The sequence below is a fragment of the Apilactobacillus nanyangensis genome, from assembly GCF_016861915.1.
In the GTDB taxonomy this organism is placed as follows: domain Bacteria; phylum Bacillota; class Bacilli; order Lactobacillales; family Lactobacillaceae; genus Apilactobacillus; species Apilactobacillus nanyangensis.
Genome location: NZ_BOLX01000020.1, coordinates 1 through 14,202, shown reverse-complemented (window position 1 = coordinate 14,202; position 14,202 = coordinate 1). Strand labels below are relative to the sequence as shown.

19 protein-coding genes are annotated in these 14,202 nt (G+C 35.7%); 7 read left to right on the top strand and 12 right to left on the bottom strand.

Going from position 1 to position 14,202, the window contains the following annotated elements:
* Positions 1 to 83: 83 nt before the first annotated feature.
* The gene (locus JUD45_RS06745; RefSeq protein WP_203619892.1) at positions 84 to 506 is read right to left on the bottom strand and encodes a MerR family transcriptional regulator; all 423 of its coding nucleotides are present in this window, start codon (positions 504 to 506) and stop codon (positions 84 to 86) included.
* Between the two features lie 157 nt (positions 507 to 663).
* Here JUD45_RS06745 and JUD45_RS06740 point away from each other — a divergent pair, with 157 nt between their 5' ends.
* Together JUD45_RS06740 and JUD45_RS06735 are read left to right on the top strand one after the other, a co-directional pair.
* Positions 664 to 1,197, top strand: a complete 534-nt coding sequence (locus JUD45_RS06740; protein WP_203619891.1) for an NAD(P)H-dependent oxidoreductase — start codon at positions 664 to 666, stop codon at positions 1,195 to 1,197.
* Between the two features lie 4 nt (positions 1,198 to 1,201).
* Positions 1,202 to 1,486 carry a YciI family protein gene (locus JUD45_RS06735; protein WP_203619890.1) on the top strand — a complete coding sequence of 95 codons (285 nt, stop codon included), beginning with the start codon at positions 1,202 to 1,204 and terminating at the stop codon, positions 1,484 to 1,486.
* Between the two features lie 38 nt (positions 1,487 to 1,524).
* Here the strand turns inward: JUD45_RS06735 and JUD45_RS06730 are convergent, their stop codons facing one another.
* Together JUD45_RS06730 and JUD45_RS06725 are read right to left on the bottom strand one after the other, a co-directional pair.
* A complete protein-coding gene (locus JUD45_RS06730; RefSeq protein WP_203619889.1) occupies positions 1,525 to 2,934 on the bottom strand; it encodes an MFS transporter in 1,410 nt (469 codons plus the stop codon).
* A gap of 81 nt (positions 2,935 to 3,015) precedes the next feature.
* On the bottom strand, positions 3,016 to 3,891 hold the full coding sequence (locus tag JUD45_RS06725; RefSeq protein ID WP_190238358.1) for an alpha/beta hydrolase: 876 nt from the start codon (positions 3,889 to 3,891) through the stop codon (positions 3,016 to 3,018).
* 151 nt (positions 3,892 to 4,042) lie between these two features.
* Between JUD45_RS06725 and map the strand changes: the two genes are divergently transcribed.
* Complete coding sequence (gene map / locus JUD45_RS06720; RefSeq protein WP_138726709.1) at positions 4,043 to 4,837, top strand: type I methionyl aminopeptidase; 795 nt, start codon at positions 4,043 to 4,045, stop codon at positions 4,835 to 4,837.
* A 53-nt stretch (positions 4,838 to 4,890) separates the two neighbouring features.
* Here the strand turns inward: map and JUD45_RS06715 are convergent, their stop codons facing one another.
* From JUD45_RS06715 to JUD45_RS07070, 5 genes are all read right to left on the bottom strand, one after another.
* The gene (locus JUD45_RS06715) at positions 4,891 to 5,829 is read right to left on the bottom strand and encodes a phosphoglycerate dehydrogenase (protein WP_138726710.1); all 939 of its coding nucleotides are present in this window, start codon (positions 5,827 to 5,829) and stop codon (positions 4,891 to 4,893) included.
* A 98-nt stretch (positions 5,830 to 5,927) separates the two neighbouring features.
* Positions 5,928 to 7,517, bottom strand: a complete 1,590-nt coding sequence (locus JUD45_RS06710) for a BCCT family transporter (RefSeq protein WP_138726711.1) — start codon at positions 7,515 to 7,517, stop codon at positions 5,928 to 5,930.
* Between the two features lie 233 nt (positions 7,518 to 7,750).
* Positions 7,751 to 8,302, bottom strand: coding sequence for a sugar O-acetyltransferase (locus tag JUD45_RS06705; RefSeq protein ID WP_138726712.1), 552 nt, complete (start codon positions 8,300 to 8,302; stop codon positions 7,751 to 7,753).
* A 48-nt stretch (positions 8,303 to 8,350) separates the two neighbouring features.
* Positions 8,351 to 9,223: a ribonuclease H family protein gene (locus JUD45_RS06700; RefSeq protein ID WP_203619888.1), complete on the bottom strand. Its 873-nt coding sequence runs from the start codon at positions 9,221 to 9,223 to the stop codon at positions 8,351 to 8,353.
* A 53-nt stretch (positions 9,224 to 9,276) separates the two neighbouring features.
* Positions 9,277 to 9,399 (bottom strand): hypothetical protein, encoded by a 123-nt coding sequence (locus JUD45_RS07070; protein WP_257719910.1) that lies wholly within the window; start codon positions 9,397 to 9,399, stop codon positions 9,277 to 9,279.
* 167 nt (positions 9,400 to 9,566) lie between these two features.
* Here JUD45_RS07070 and thiD point away from each other — a divergent pair, with 167 nt between their 5' ends.
* A complete protein-coding gene (gene thiD, locus JUD45_RS06695; protein ID WP_041153051.1) occupies positions 9,567 to 10,367 on the top strand; it encodes a bifunctional hydroxymethylpyrimidine kinase/phosphomethylpyrimidine kinase in 801 nt (266 codons plus the stop codon).
* A gap of 31 nt (positions 10,368 to 10,398) precedes the next feature.
* Here thiD and JUD45_RS06690 read toward each other — a convergent pair whose 3' ends face one another.
* Both JUD45_RS06690 and JUD45_RS06685 read right to left on the bottom strand, forming a co-directional pair.
* The gene (locus JUD45_RS06690) at positions 10,399 to 10,578 is read right to left on the bottom strand and encodes a hypothetical protein (RefSeq protein ID WP_138726714.1); all 180 of its coding nucleotides are present in this window, start codon (positions 10,576 to 10,578) and stop codon (positions 10,399 to 10,401) included.
* The gene (locus JUD45_RS06685) at positions 10,578 to 11,282 is read right to left on the bottom strand and encodes an NAD(P)H-dependent oxidoreductase (RefSeq protein WP_203619887.1); all 705 of its coding nucleotides are present in this window, start codon (positions 11,280 to 11,282) and stop codon (positions 10,578 to 10,580) included. The genes JUD45_RS06690 and JUD45_RS06685 overlap by 1 nt, the downstream gene beginning before the upstream one ends.
* Before the next feature lie 411 nt (positions 11,283 to 11,693).
* Between JUD45_RS06685 and JUD45_RS06680 the strand changes: the two genes are divergently transcribed.
* Entirely contained in the window at positions 11,694 to 11,891 is a 198-nt protein-coding gene (locus JUD45_RS06680) for a cold-shock protein (RefSeq protein ID WP_034530568.1), read from the top strand.
* A 115-nt stretch (positions 11,892 to 12,006) separates the two neighbouring features.
* Here the strand turns inward: JUD45_RS06680 and JUD45_RS06675 are convergent, their stop codons facing one another.
* Positions 12,007 to 12,531, bottom strand: a complete 525-nt coding sequence (locus JUD45_RS06675; RefSeq protein WP_034530570.1) for a TetR/AcrR family transcriptional regulator — start codon at positions 12,529 to 12,531, stop codon at positions 12,007 to 12,009.
* A 170-nt stretch (positions 12,532 to 12,701) separates the two neighbouring features.
* Here JUD45_RS06675 and JUD45_RS06670 point away from each other — a divergent pair, with 170 nt between their 5' ends.
* Entirely contained in the window at positions 12,702 to 12,935 is a 234-nt protein-coding gene (locus tag JUD45_RS06670) for a P8 family protein (RefSeq protein WP_373301460.1), read from the top strand.
* 92 nt (positions 12,936 to 13,027) lie between these two features.
* Here the strand turns inward: JUD45_RS06670 and JUD45_RS06665 are convergent, their stop codons facing one another.
* On the bottom strand, positions 13,028 to 13,339 hold the full coding sequence (locus JUD45_RS06665; RefSeq protein ID WP_203619886.1) for a DUF7671 family protein: 312 nt from the start codon (positions 13,337 to 13,339) through the stop codon (positions 13,028 to 13,030).
* A gap of 79 nt (positions 13,340 to 13,418) precedes the next feature.
* Here JUD45_RS06665 and JUD45_RS06660 point away from each other — a divergent pair, with 79 nt between their 5' ends.
* Positions 13,419 to 14,114, top strand: coding sequence for a DUF6198 family protein (locus JUD45_RS06660; RefSeq protein WP_225424280.1), 696 nt, complete (start codon positions 13,419 to 13,421; stop codon positions 14,112 to 14,114).
* Positions 14,115 to 14,202 lie beyond the last annotated feature (88 nt).

The following is a 14,202-nucleotide window of genomic DNA, read 5'->3' as shown; positions in this document are numbered from 1 at the left end:
AATTTTAATTCTTTAGAAAACATAAAAGAACCCCTTAGGTTAGATTTCTCCAACTCAAGGGGTTCAGTTCACCTGACAAAATGTCAGGCCTTTTTATTTTGGATATCTTTTTCGATCTCGTATTCTTCGTAATAGCTCTTATTATTCTTAATTTCGCCGGTTTCATATAAGTTTATTTTGTGCTTTAATCGATTAATTGATATATCCAGGTTCTTTCTTTTTTCATTCAATTGACGTTCTTGCTCTTGAAGAAGCACTTTTCTGGCTTCTAAGGTTTCATCACCTTGTTTTATCAAGTCAACATATTCTTTTAAGGTTTTAACTTCAACACCTGAATGTCTTAAACAAACAATCATTTCAATCCATTTTTGTAATTTTTCATCATAGAAACGGTTTCCATTCGCTCTCCTAGGAACCTCTGGTATCAATCCGATTCTTTCATAGTACCTCAGTGTTTCAACGTTTAAATTATATTGTTCTGCTAATTGAGTAATAGAAAGATCCATGCAATCACTCCTTTTTAAACAATTATACTGGTTGTAGTTAACTATAGCACAAATTATATTAGTTCAGCTGTTTTTATTTGCGGTGTAGTTAACTACAGGTGATTTAATATTGATTATCGATATTAGATATCAATATTTATAGCGGAGTAATTTATAGATGAAGACACTAGTATTATTATTTCATCCAAACATCAAACAATCTCGAGTAAACAAAGCTTTTATTCAGAAACTGGTGGAACAAAAAAATTCAGATATAACCATTAGAGATGAATACGCAATCTATCCTGATGGCAAAATCGATGTTAAGGCAGAGCAACAATTAATGGAAAAACATGATAAAGTTATTTTTCAATTTCCAATGTATTGGTATAGTTCACCAAGTCTTTTAAAAGAATGGGAAGATCAAGTTTTAGAATACGGTTGGGCATATGGCTCTAACGGTAATGCACTTAAAGGTAAGGAATTAACGCTTGCCGTAACTACCGGTGCGGTAGCAGAGAATTATTTAAAGACAGGTCAATTTGGTCACTCCATTGACGAAATGCTATCCCCATTTGAATCTACAAGTAAACTGATTGGAACAGATTACACAACTCCATTCATTACACATGGGGTTGCTCAATATCTAAGCGATTCAGAACTACAATCTCGTTCAGAAGAGTTCGTATCATTTGTCAATAAAGGAGAATAAAACGATGGCTAAATTTATTGAGTTCGCAACACCAAGAAAAAATCCAGTCGACTTATCATCTGGTTCAGCAAAGGAAATTGTAGAAGAACATGTTAACTTCTTAAAGCATCAAGCAAAAGATGGGAAGATATCATACGCTGGTTCTACTTCAGATAACGTCGGTGGTTTGATTGTATATGAAGCTAAAACAAACGAAGAAGCATTGGAATTAATCAACCAAGATCCTTTGACCATTAATAACCTAATGGAAATTTCAGTTCACCCTTTCAAAACTCTAGATGAAATCTAAAAAAAGACCTGACAAACGTCAGGCCTTTTTATTTGGTTTTATTTCTTAGTGTTCTTAAGCATTAATGCCATTGCTAAACCAACTAATTCAATTACAAAGAATGTAATAAATACGACATGGAAACCACCCATTTGAGCGATTGCATGGCTCATTCCATTAGCGATGTTGTTATTCATCACGTTAGACAAAATCAAGGTAGCAACCAATACACCGGTTGATCCAAGAATTTGTCTAAATGTTGAAATAACCGCAGTACCATCTGAGATTAAATCCTTTGGTAATGAGTTAGCACCCATTGTAACTGCTGGCATCATAACAAAGGCGTTTCCACCTTCGATGATTGCTGCAATTACCATCATTGGCACTAGGCCTAATGTTGCACCGGTGATACTCAATACTAGCCATCCAGCTAGAATCATGAACATCCCCGTTAGCATGGTTGATTTGAAACCAATCTTATCTGCTAACTTACCAGTTAGTGGGTTTAATAAACTCAATACAATCGCACCAGGAGCTAGCGCTAACCCTGAAACGGTCTTACTTACCCCTAATACATCTTGGTAGTAAAGTGGGAAAATGATTGTAACAACAATCAAAGCAATGTATGAAGCACCAGTCAAACCGACTGATAGGTCATAGTTAAAGTCCTTCAATACTCTCAATTGTAGTAATGGTTGATCCATCTTGAATTGACGAATTGCAAACATCGCTACCATTACAATACTTACAATTAAAATAATAATGGCTTCGGTCAAATCAATATTAGTCTTACCAATCATGTTAACCACATATAAGATACCAATTAATCCAACAGATAGGATAACTGATGGGAAGTCTAAGTGACTTTCCTTTTGTGGCATTACGTTCTTGATTGCAAATAATGAAATTACAAATAGCACTGAAATGATAACGGCAAAAACGATAAATAATCCACGCCATGCTGAGAAGTGCAAGACGATTGCTGAAAGGATTGGTCCACAGGCAAGTGCTGAACCCATGATTAGTCCAGCAAATCCCATGGTAGTCCCTCTCTTTTCTTCCGGTGTGATGTATAACAATACTGATTGGTATGATGGGAATAAAATACCAACAGCGATTGCTTCCATTGCACGTCCTAACATCATTACTGGGAAGTTAGGGGCAACCACCACAATCAAAGTTCCGATATCAAAAATTGCTAAAATCAATAAAAATAATTGCTTAAACTTAACGTTGTTAAGTAACCATGGACTAACCGGCATCATGACACACATGATTAGCATAAATCCGGTAGTTAACCATTGAACAGTCGAAGCATCAATTCCAAATGAGCTCATTAAGGTAGGATAAGCAGTTGAAATTGATGATTGGCTCATTGACATTGTAAAACTACCTAGAAGTAATACAATGACGAACAAAAAACGATTGTATGGCTTACCACTTAAATCGTAATTCTTCAAAACCTTCATCTCCTAATTTAGAATCATTATAAATTAATACTTTTTCTATTTTATCGATTTAGGTTTAATAAGTAAACTATTTTGCTTTGTCTAATTTTCATCAAATAAGAATCTAGCGATAATGTGATCAACGAAAATGTTATGGTGCAAACGACTGTGTTGACCATTTACCCCATTAACCGGGATTTCTTCGTAGTTCTTAACGCGTTTCCCAATCAAGTACTTCAATGATCGAGCGGAGGCAACTGAAACGACACCGTCTGATTCTTGCTTGGTATTATCGTTACCATATATATTCAAAACAGAAACATCTTTAGGGAATGTCTTACAATCATTTAAAAGTAATTGATATGATGGGAACCACTTGTTAGCTTCTGAGTAAATCATAGGTTTACCTTGTGCATCAACGTAATTATCATTACCCATACTGCCTAACTTGATGATACCGTCGTATGGTCCGGCGATTGAAACAAATTTTTGTAATTTTGGCATATCTTCATCGCTGTTATATCTTGCAGCTGTATCCAAAATGGTTACAGCTCCCGTTGAATGACCTACCGCATTGTAGTAATTAAATCCATAATGGTCCTTTAGTTTTAATAGAATTGCATGTAACCAGCTAACCTGTTGATCAACCGGTGTAAACTTTTTCTTGAAAATAACTTGAATAATTGGTTTTCTGGTATTTAGTTCAAGTTTACCCTTATATTTTATTTTACCTCGTTTATTAACTAGTATAATTAGAGAACGGTTACCTCCATCACGTGATGCAATTGTTGCCAAGTGATTAGTGGATTTACTAGATCCACCCAGACCATGGACATACAATGTTGGTGTGTTTTGACCACCTCTAGATGATCGAGACATTAATAGGTTGTCACTTCTAATCGCAAAGAAAACTGCAAAGAAAGCAACAATCAATGTCACAATAATCAAAATAATATTGGTCTTAGCTGTTTTACTCAAGATGATTCCCCTCTCTTTTCTTATACTCTCTATCATACTAGAAAATCACAAAATTTACATCCTTAAATACGTGCATTAATTAGCCAAATTCACCTTTTTGTAGTAGATTATAGGTATAGACTAAATATGAACGAATAAAGGAGAATTTATTTTGATTACACTTAAATCACCACGAGAAATCGAAATGATGGCCAAGTCCGGTGAAGTCTTAGCTGGCGTTCACCTTGGCTTACGTGACATGATAAAACCAGGTCTAGATACTTGGGAAATCGAAGAATTTGCTGACAAATACATCACCGAACATGGTGCCAAAGCATCAGAAAAAGGTTTTGAAGGCTACAAGTTTGCTACTTGTGTTTCAGTTAACGACGAAGTAGCTCACGGTATTCCACGTAAGGGCCTAAAACTTAAAGATGGTGACATTGTTAAGGTAGATATGACCGTTAACAAAGATGGTTTTGAAAGTGATTCATGCTGGACTTATGCAGTTGGAAACATTTCTAAAGAAGATCAAAAGCTAATGGACGTATGTAAGGAAGCTCTATACCGCGGTATCGACCAAGCAGTTGTTGGTAACCGTTTAGGTGATATTGGTTTTGCTTGCCAAGACTTCATCGAAAACCAAAACCACATGGGTGACGTTCGTGAACTAATCGGTCATGGAATTCAACCTACTATGCACGAACAACCAAACGTTCCTGCATACGGTGAACCTGGTAAAGGTCTTCGTCTAAAGGAAGGTATGACCATTACCATCGAACCAATGGTTAACCTTGGAACTTGGGAAATCACTGACAGATACGATTCTAAGGACGATTGGACTTACTACGTATCATCAGATGGTACTAACTCAGCTCAATACGAACACACTATTGCTATTACTAAGGATGGTCCAAAGATTCTAACCTCTCAAGGTGATTCAATCGACGAAAAATACAAACTATAAACAACAAAAAAGCCTCGTAAGATAATTCTTACGGGGCTTTTTATTTTATCTATTTAGTCCAAACCGTTAACGCAGTGTTCAGGTTTTTCACCCTTCAATACGTGGTTTACTTCACTACTTGCCATGTTAGAAATCTTAGTAAATGATTCTACTGAGAATCCTGAGTTATGTGGTGTCATGAAGACGTTCGGTAGTTTTCTTAGTTCACTATCCATTGGAAGTGGTTCTTTTTCGAACACGTCTAGACCTGCTCCGGCGATTTCACCAGTCTTCAAGGCTTCGATCATATCTTGTTCGTTAATCACTGCACCTCTGGCAAAGTTAACGATAAAGGCTGAATTCTTCATCATCTTGAATGTTTCTTTGTTAACAGAACCGATAGTTCCTTTCACTGCTGGTAGATGTAGTGAAACGAAATCAGAACGTTTGAACAATTCATCCCATTCAACGAATTCACCATATTCTGAAGTTCTTGGGCTTCTGTTCCAGATTAATGTCTTAACACCGAAACCTGAAAGCATCTTGGCAGCTTGTTGACCAATGTTTCCATAACCAACAATCCCAATTGTCTTACCCTTAATATCGTGTGATGGGTGATGGAATGCGTATGAGTCATCACCTTCATGCATTTTTTGAGAAACTGTGTATAGATTCTTAGATAAAATTAAAATATCAGTAACGGCACATTCAGCAACCGCAACTTCATTTCCACCAGGTGTGTTTGTAACGTAGATTCCACGTTCCTTACAGTGGTTTAAATCGACATTATCGTATCCCACACCAAAACGTGCGATAACCTTTAGGTTAGGCATTTGGTCGATAGTGTCATTGCTTAATGGGGTCGCATTAAGTACCATTCCATCAGCATCTTTGTGTTGAAGTAGAGAGTCCGCGTATTGATCTTCTAATTCCACTACTTCAAAGCCATAATCCCTAAGTGGTTCGCCTAAATAATGAGCAAATTCTTTAGGAATAATTACTTTTTTAGCCATTTTCTCTTCAACTCCTAATTTTTTATAACATATAAATATTATCACAAAAAAAGCCACTACATGGATTTTTTATACCCATTTAGTGGCTTTTAGTGACTTTAATGTCTATTAATTGTGTTTTTTGGCCATAGGATTAGTTTACCCTTAATGGCACTCTTTCGTTCAACAGTAACTGGTTTCTTCCCGCGACGTTGCGTCCATCTTGGATTTCTAATCACAGTTGGATCGTTTTTAATCATCTTAAAGACTGACATAATGATCAAGATGCAGACGAACATCAATGGGAATCCGGCTAAGGTACAGAAAGTTTGAACTGTCTCAAATCCTCCAACGACAACTAAACTGAATGAGAATAGGATAAATACAACTACCCAGGTCATTCTGTTAACACGGCTAGGTTCCTTACCAGGGCCAAGTGGCAAACTGGTAAATGAAGAAAGCACGAATGCCGACGATGAAATCGTGGTTGCCAAGAAGATGAAACAGGAAATAAAATAAAATGCAAACATGACATACTTCATAGGTAAGGTTCCAAGAACGGCTGAAATAACAGCAGCTTGACCTTGCGTATTTAAAATATGTGTTAAATTCAACGCACCGGTCTTTTGTAGCCATAGTGAATAACCACCAAAGACGGCATAAAAACTCATGCAGCCTAAAGCACCATAGGTAAGCATTCCCATAACGATTTGCCTGATTGTGCGTCCCTTGGAAATCTTAGCGATGAATAGTCCCATGAATGGCATGTATGATAACCACCAGCCCCAATAGAAAATGGTTTCTTGTTGGGCGATGCCGGGACGACCGTTTGGCACGGTATTCATACTCATTGGAATGAATTTTTGAATTAATAATCCGACACTGTTTGTTTCTGAATTTAGAATGTATACGGTTGGACCAACTAGCAAGACGATTGCTAGGAAAATAATAGCGGTCCAAATATGGGCATTACTTAATTTATCGATACCACCATTAAGTCCCTTAAAGACAGTTAGTGCAAAGATAATAAATAATACCAAGAATAATCCTAGTTTCATATTTAGATTATCAGGAATTCCGGTTAAAGAACTTAGGACTTTAGAAATGATTGGGATTTCCAAACCTACGGAGGCTCCTACCCCTCCCATGATTCCAAATACTACTAGTAGGTTGACGATTTTTCTGGCAATATTTTGCCAAAGTTTTTCACCATCTAGGATGGTAATCGCATCACTTAGAGACTGAATTTTGCGTTTCTTGTTATACATCATATAACCAATAGCAATCGTGGGTGCCGCAAACATCAACCAAGCCATTGGACCCCAATCATATTGACCATACATATGAGCCAGATTATAAGCAGTCACTGAATATGGTTTAACAGATCCTTCTGGATGTTGAACATATCTCAATGGGTCCACCATGCTAAGCATTAAAATACTAGCATCGATGGCGGTCGCAAAGACCATTGAACCCCATTGGAAATTCTTGTACACCGGCTTATCCGTTGGTTCTCCCAAACGAATATTGCCATACTTTGATAACATCAAATATACAAAAAACAAGAAATTGATGATGTAAATCCACATGTAACCCCACCCCATATTGCTGGTTACCCAGTTCAATACGTTGTTAAGAAGTCCTTGTAGTGAAGAACCACCAATTATCAAAAATACTGAAACCCCTAAAAATAATACGACAGTAGGAATAAAGACGAGCTTGTCGATATTTTTACTTTTAAAAATAATAATCCTCCTCTGAGATTAAACACAAAAAGCTGCACAAACAAGTGATTCGTATATAACGAATGACCATCTGCACAGCTTTTCTAAGGTTATACAAATTAAATTCGAATTATTTTTGCATTTCAATTATATTATACACAAATAACAATTTATGTAAAATATGGCCGCACGGGCGTTTGAAAAGCATTTTTTAATTCCTATTTTACCGTTTTAATGACACGAGCTGGATTACCAACAATAACTACGTTGTCGCCAAATGATTTTGTGACAACTGAACCAGCACCAACGACAACATTTTCACCTAATGTAACACCAGGCAATACCGTCACATGCCCTCCTAGCCAGCAATTATCACCGATGGTAATTGGTTTACCCATTTCCACATCGGCCTTTCTTTGATCCGGATCCAATGGATGGACTGGTGTGTACAATCCAACATCTGGACCGAAGTAACAATGATCTCCAATTGTAATTGGGCATGTGTCCAACAATGTTAAGTGGTAGTTGGCGTAGAAGTCGTCTCCGACATGGATGTTGTATCCATAATCGAATTCCACACCAGTTTCAATCCAAAGATTTTTACCACTGTCACCAAGTATCTTGGCTAGTCGTTGGTTTTGTTCTTTATTATCTGATAGTGAATTAATGGCGTTTAACTCTTTACGAACAAAAGTACGTCTTTGTTGTAACTCTTCATCGTATTGTTCGTAAGGTTCTCCTGCCGTCATTTTTTCACGTTCTGTTTTCATATTTTGCCAGCTTTCATAACTTATTCAATATTATTGTATCATATGAAATTAATTATCAAAGAACCCTAAATCACGAAGACTCTTTTCAATATCTGATACCGACTTATCTTTATCGATGTATTCCTTAGCAGTTTTTGATTCAGCTGGTTTAACGGTCATATCGGCATTTCTTTCCTTTTTCTCAACGATTTTAGGCTCTTCGGTACGCTTCTTAATTGTTGAATGAACACTTGTCTTGTTTAGATGATTTAATTTCATATCGTCCATTGTGTCGTTCAAAAGTTTATCAACAAAATTGTTTCCTTCGTTATCAGCATGACCCTTAGTCCATTTAAAGTTTAAGTGCTTAAACTGGCTTAATAGTGCGGATAATTGCATGAATTCGTTTTTGTTTTTGATGGTCGATCCATCGCTTTTCTTCCAACCACGACGGCGCCATGAATTTAACCATCCCTTTGTAATAGAATCTAAGACGTATTTTGAGTCCAATATAGCGTCAATAGGCTCGTTTTGCCATCCGTTGTCTAAGATGTATTGCAAAGCATTAACTAGCCCTAAGACTTCCATTTTATTGTTTGTGGCTCCAAACTCTCCGTTAGATGCGTAATGTTTCTTACCATCGTGAATAATTAAGTATGCCCAAGCGGCTTTGTCATCATCCTTAACATGTTGACCTAATTTGTTTCCGTGGTTTCTAGAACCACCGTCACTGTAAAGTCTAATCGCCCCAGTATTGTCAACTTTAGGTGTGTCTTTCTTAACTGGTTTAGATAATCCCATGTATGCTTTTGCTTCATCTTGAGTTTTAAAGCTCTTGTATTCTGCACCAGCATAGCCATTGACTTGGTCTTTACACTCATCCCAAGTTCCATAGATACCAGGCTTTCTTCCTTTTCTTACTGCATAAAATTTACTAGCCATCTGTTTCTCCTTTTATGTACAAAAAAAGACCCAGAAAATCTGAGTCCAAAAGATTATTTAGCAGGCTTTGACTTCAAGAATTTTTGTAAGTCAGCAACTTCTTTTTGTTTCTTGTTACGCTTGTTGTTGTTGATTGGACGACGTCCTTGAACACCATTTGGATGACAAATTCTCACTAGAGACACCCCTTCCTGTTAACCATAAATTAATTAGTACCATTATAATATAAAGACGGTACCTAACGCAAATTAGAATTATTCACTCATTATTATATCGATATTGTTTACAATTTACAAGTTTGTGTTAAAATAACTTCAATTTAATAATAAGAGGTGGCAATTTTATGACAAATGATTTTCCCCAAGTTTTAACCATTGCAGGTTCAGACAGTGATGGAAGTGCAGGAATGCAAGCCGATTTACATACTTTCTTTATGCACCATACATACGGAGCTTCCGTAATTACAGCGTGTGTTGCAGGTAACTCATTTGGTATTCATGACAGTGTCTCTATGCCAGTTTCATTCATCAACCAAGAATTCAAAGACTTAGCTGATGACTTTAAGATTTTAGCATCAAAAACAGGAATGTTAGCCGATGCAGAACTTATTCGTACAGTAGTTGAAAATTACAAGAAATACGATTTTGGCCCATTAGTTGTAGATCCTGTAATCATGACTAAACATGGCGCTATGTTACTTGAACAAGCCGCTTACGACACTTTGAAGGAAGAATTAATTCCTTTAGCCACAGTCTTGACCCCTAATTTCTACGAAGCACAAAAGTTAGCTGACATGGAAATTAACTCAGACGAAGACACCAAGGTTGCCGCCAAAAAGCTTCGCGACTTAGGCGCTAAAAACGTTATTATTAAAGGTAAACACGTCGCTGGTGAAACAGACGTCGTTAAAGATTACGTCCTATTAGAATCTGGAGAAGACTTCTGGATTGAAGGACCATACTACCATACAGAACATAAGAATGGTACTGGTGATTCTCTATCAGCAGCCATCACATCTGAAATTGCTAAAGGAACTTCCATCGCCGACGCTATCAGAATTGCTGACGATTATGTCGACAAAGCAATCAAGAACGAAATTTCAGTTGCTCACAAATTCGGTCCAATTAACCACTGGGCTCAATAAAAAAGAAGACTCGCTTATGCGAGTCTTCTTTTTACCATTTATCGGGACTCCACATTCTACCGTCCAATTCATCTTGGGCTTGTTGGAGTCTTTTTTGTTGTTCTTTATTAATATCTTTAATTCCATCTAGGAAGGATAATAATTTAAAACCAGTTTCATCTTTTTTTAGTTCTTCGATTTGTTGATTCAACCATTCATTTTGACTAGCCACTATTCATCATCCTCTTTCTTGATTAAATCAATTTCCCATTTTAGTTCATCCAGTTGATCATAGTTAGATTGAAGATATTCAATTAAGATATCCATCTTTTCTTTCTTGTCATCATTTAAAGAATCCTTCAAAACGTTCAACTGCTCGATATACCATTTTTGTAAACTGGTAAAGCTATCAAAGTCATCGTTAGTTAAATAGCTACGGTAATCAATTAAGAGCTTCTGTTTTTGTGCATCAGTCATGTACGAAAACTGTGAAATCACAAAAGGTTTCAAAAATTCCATTTGTCCTCGTTGTGCAATCGCTTGGTATGGTTTCAATAGTTCAGAGATACTAAAACCTTCCCTACCACCAACTTGGTAGTCCTTGATTGGATCACCCAACGTGGTAATGATACCCATTTCTTTTCCCTTCAATGCACCTTCTTGTTCAAAAGCGATGAAATTCTTGGTAAAGACATCATCTTCATACTTCTTCATCAATGCTGGTGCACTGTACCAATACATTGGAAATTGAAATAAGATTCGATCATATTGTGATAACCTTTGTTGTTCTTGCTCTTTATCAAAATTAAAATCTGTTTGGATATTATCTAAAACGACCCAATCCACATTTTCAATGTCAAACTGACATTGTTTTAAGAATGCTTCGGTCATTGAATTATCATATTCAGGATGTGATACTAACACCAAAGTTTTCATATTCGTTCCCTCGTTTCTTTAATAACACTATTTTAAATGATTTAGATCAAAATTTACACTATAACGAATTTACGTATATTTAAGTTTGAAAAGTTGGAATCGTTCGTATATTTTAAAATTATTTTTTAAAAATTTTTTCGTTATTTTTTAAGAATTAAGGGTATATAAATGCCAAAAAATGCCTTTATATCAACAGTTTATACATGATGTCTATTATTAAAAATAAATAAAATTATTATTCTGATATTAGTTGACATCACCCCCTATTTCGGGTATATTATTATCAATGTGTTACATAGTTTCGATTGTTAAGGTTACTTGTTTTATAGTTTTATGAAATGACCCCTTGATTCAGGCTTTTGATACATTAAGATTTTATAACGCACGATATGTGCAAGGAGGTTTCATATTATGAAACAAGGTACTGTTAAATGGTTCAACGCTGATAAAGGTTACGGTTTTATCACTACTGAAGACGGTGACGTATTCGTTCACTTCTCAGCTATCAACAAAGAAGGTTTCAAGACTCTAGAAGAAGGCGAAAAGGTTACATTGGACGTTGAAGACGGCGACCGTGGACCACAAGCTGCTAACGTTACTCCTGCATAAGGATAACCTCTTAGTTAACTTTTAGTTTAAAAAGAGATCAAAAACACCCGAGATTTTCTCGGGTGTTTTTTTATTGTCTCAAAATAAAAAACTCCCTATCAATAAGGATAGGAAGTTAGTTAATCTTGAAATGCATGTACTTAGATACGAAGATTACCAATGATTGGATTGGTTCCTTCATTCCATCTTCAGTCCATGTAATAATAATTTCTGTTAATCCACCAGCAATTAATGAAACTAACATTTTGGAAGATTCTTCACGAGTCTCTAAAACATTTTCATCAATTAAATCGGAAATATAGTATTTTAGTCGTTCTAACAAGATCATAGACAAATCATTTTTCATAATCATTTCCATCATATCTTGATCTTCTTTAACAAGTTCAAAGAAGATGGTAGCGATATCGGTTAGATTATGAGATTGACTTGATGCTAGACGTTGGATAAACGTGGTAAATGAGCTATCAAATCTGTAAATAATGATGTCTTTTTTATTATGAAAATTTCGATAATACGTCATTCGTGAAACATCAGCTTGTGCACAGATATCTTTCACATTAATTTCATCAAATGGCGTGGTCTTAAGTAGTTCGAACATTCCATTAACAATTTTATTCTTTGTTGCAAATTTATCTCTCATAAACTTTTGCCTCACTTCAGTATATTTATGAATATATACGAAATTGGGTTTAAATGCAAGTTAAGTCGACCTCCACTACTTTTGATAAATTATCAGAGCATAATTTTTAACAAATATAAACATAAGAATTATAATGTAGTTGAGCTTTAAAAATAAGGAGGAAATTTATTATGGCAATGACTGCTGAACAAAAAGTAAACGATAGAGAAAGAGTATTGGATACACCAATGAACAAGGAATTCGATTGGTCAGAAGATACTACACCTGTTCGTGATGCTTTATGGAATCACTACATGGAAGAAGATGGCAAGGACACCATGGCTACTGAAGCTAAGATGCACCCTTACTTAGACATGTCTAATGATGAAGTAGCAGCAAACGCTGAAAAGATTCTAAAGAAGTAAGCATTTGCTATTAATTTCGACGCTTAACAAAGCTCAACTTACTTATTAATAAGCTCAACTGGTTATAACAACGCCACAAAAAAGACTTGATGTTAATCAAGTCTTTTTTTAGCTTCATTTAATTGTTCATCGCTTAACACTTCACTGGTAAATCTTTGCAATGGTGTAAAGTCATGGCGATCCTTGAACTTAACTGGTTCATAGTCGACAACCGCCACTAACATGTTGTTTTCAGTTAAAAATAACTGGCCAACGCTTTTAAACTTTCCTTTGGTATGTTTTCCGGTTCGCCAATCGTGAAGTTTAAATTCACCTTTGTCGTCCCTCTTAATTACATATTGGCCTGATTGGTCTTCATCGACTACGACACCAATATATCGATTTACTTCGTATTTACCCTTCATATCAATCACCTTTCTTATACTTTACCATATTTACCAATTTATATGTGATATCATTAAGATAGTTAATTCACTTTAGGAGATGATCGTTATTCGATCTGTTAATACATTAAAAACAAGAATAATTGCGTTAGTTTTTGGATTACTATTAAACGCATTTGGAAACGCACTTACCATCGTATCTGGTTGCGGTTCCGGTATTTGGACAGCCGCATGTGTCAACATTCATCAATTATTTGGTTTCGATGTTGGTCTTATGATTTTTATCTTTGGTATTATCAATGCACTTACCAACCAAATTTTAATTAAACATATCGACGTGCTTAGATTTGTCGAAGAATTAATTTTCATCATTTTCTTCAGTTCTTTCATTCAAATCTTTACCAATTATTTCGAATCATTAGGATGGAACCACCTATCACTATATATTAGAGTGCCAATGGCACTAATTGGAGTTTGTTGTTTCTGTACAGCCATTTCACTATACCAACGTGCTAACATCTTTATGCACCCTAACGATGACACAACCAACATTCTTCGTTTCGATTACCTAAAAGGTAGTGCTATTAAATCACAACTATTGGATTTTGCTCCACCTATTACAATCATTTTAATTTGTACGATTTTCTTACATCGTATTTACTCTGTAAGTATCGGGACTTTATTCTCAATCGCATTTAACGGTGTTTTGATCCAAACTGCCGATAAATATGTTTTCCCATCTCTAAAGCACAACGAAAACATTAATACACAAATTCAAAAACATTTTGAAAAATAAAAAAGAAGCGTTGAACTGAACCCCTTGAGTTGGAGAAATCTAACCTAAGGGGTTCTTTTATGTTTTCTAAAGAATTAAAATTAGCTGC

Bases quoted from the DNA above. Each gene is read 5' to 3' on its own strand.
- JUD45_RS06670 (WP_373301460.1), top strand. From the start codon at position 12,702: ATGGCAATGACTGCTGAACAAAAAGTAAACGATAGAGAAAGAGTATTG.
- thiD (WP_041153051.1), top strand. From the start codon at position 9,567: ATGACAAATGATTTTCCCCAAGTTTTAACCATTGCAGGTTCAGACAGT.
- JUD45_RS06715 (WP_138726710.1), bottom strand. From the start codon at position 5,829: ATGGCTAAAAAAGTAATTATTCCTAAAGAATTTGCTCATTATTTAGGC.
- JUD45_RS06735 (WP_203619890.1), top strand. From the start codon at position 1,202: ATGGCTAAATTTATTGAGTTCGCAACACCAAGAAAAAATCCAGTCGAC.
- JUD45_RS06660 (WP_225424280.1), top strand. From the start codon at position 13,419: ATGATCGTTATTCGATCTGTTAATACATTAAAAACAAGAATAATTGCG.
- JUD45_RS06680 (WP_034530568.1), top strand. From the start codon at position 11,694: ATGAAACAAGGTACTGTTAAATGGTTCAACGCTGATAAAGGTTACGGT.
- JUD45_RS06740 (WP_203619891.1), top strand. From the start codon at position 664: ATGAAGACACTAGTATTATTATTTCATCCAAACATCAAACAATCTCGA.
- JUD45_RS06705 (WP_138726712.1), bottom strand. From the start codon at position 8,302: ATGAAAACAGAACGTGAAAAAATGACGGCAGGAGAACCTTACGAACAA.
- JUD45_RS06745 (WP_203619892.1), bottom strand. From the start codon at position 506: ATGGATCTTTCTATTACTCAATTAGCAGAACAATATAATTTAAACGTT.
- JUD45_RS06675 (WP_034530570.1), bottom strand. From the start codon at position 12,531: ATGAGAGATAAATTTGCAACAAAGAATAAAATTGTTAATGGAATGTTC.
- JUD45_RS06700 (WP_203619888.1), bottom strand. From the start codon at position 9,223: ATGGCTAGTAAATTTTATGCAGTAAGAAAAGGAAGAAAGCCTGGTATC.
- JUD45_RS06685 (WP_203619887.1), bottom strand. From the start codon at position 11,282: ATGAAAACTTTGGTGTTAGTATCACATCCTGAATATGATAATTCAATG.
- JUD45_RS06730 (WP_203619889.1), bottom strand. From the start codon at position 2,934: ATGAAGGTTTTGAAGAATTACGATTTAAGTGGTAAGCCATACAATCGT.
- JUD45_RS06665 (WP_203619886.1), bottom strand. From the start codon at position 13,339: ATGAAGGGTAAATACGAAGTAAATCGATATATTGGTGTCGTAGTCGAT.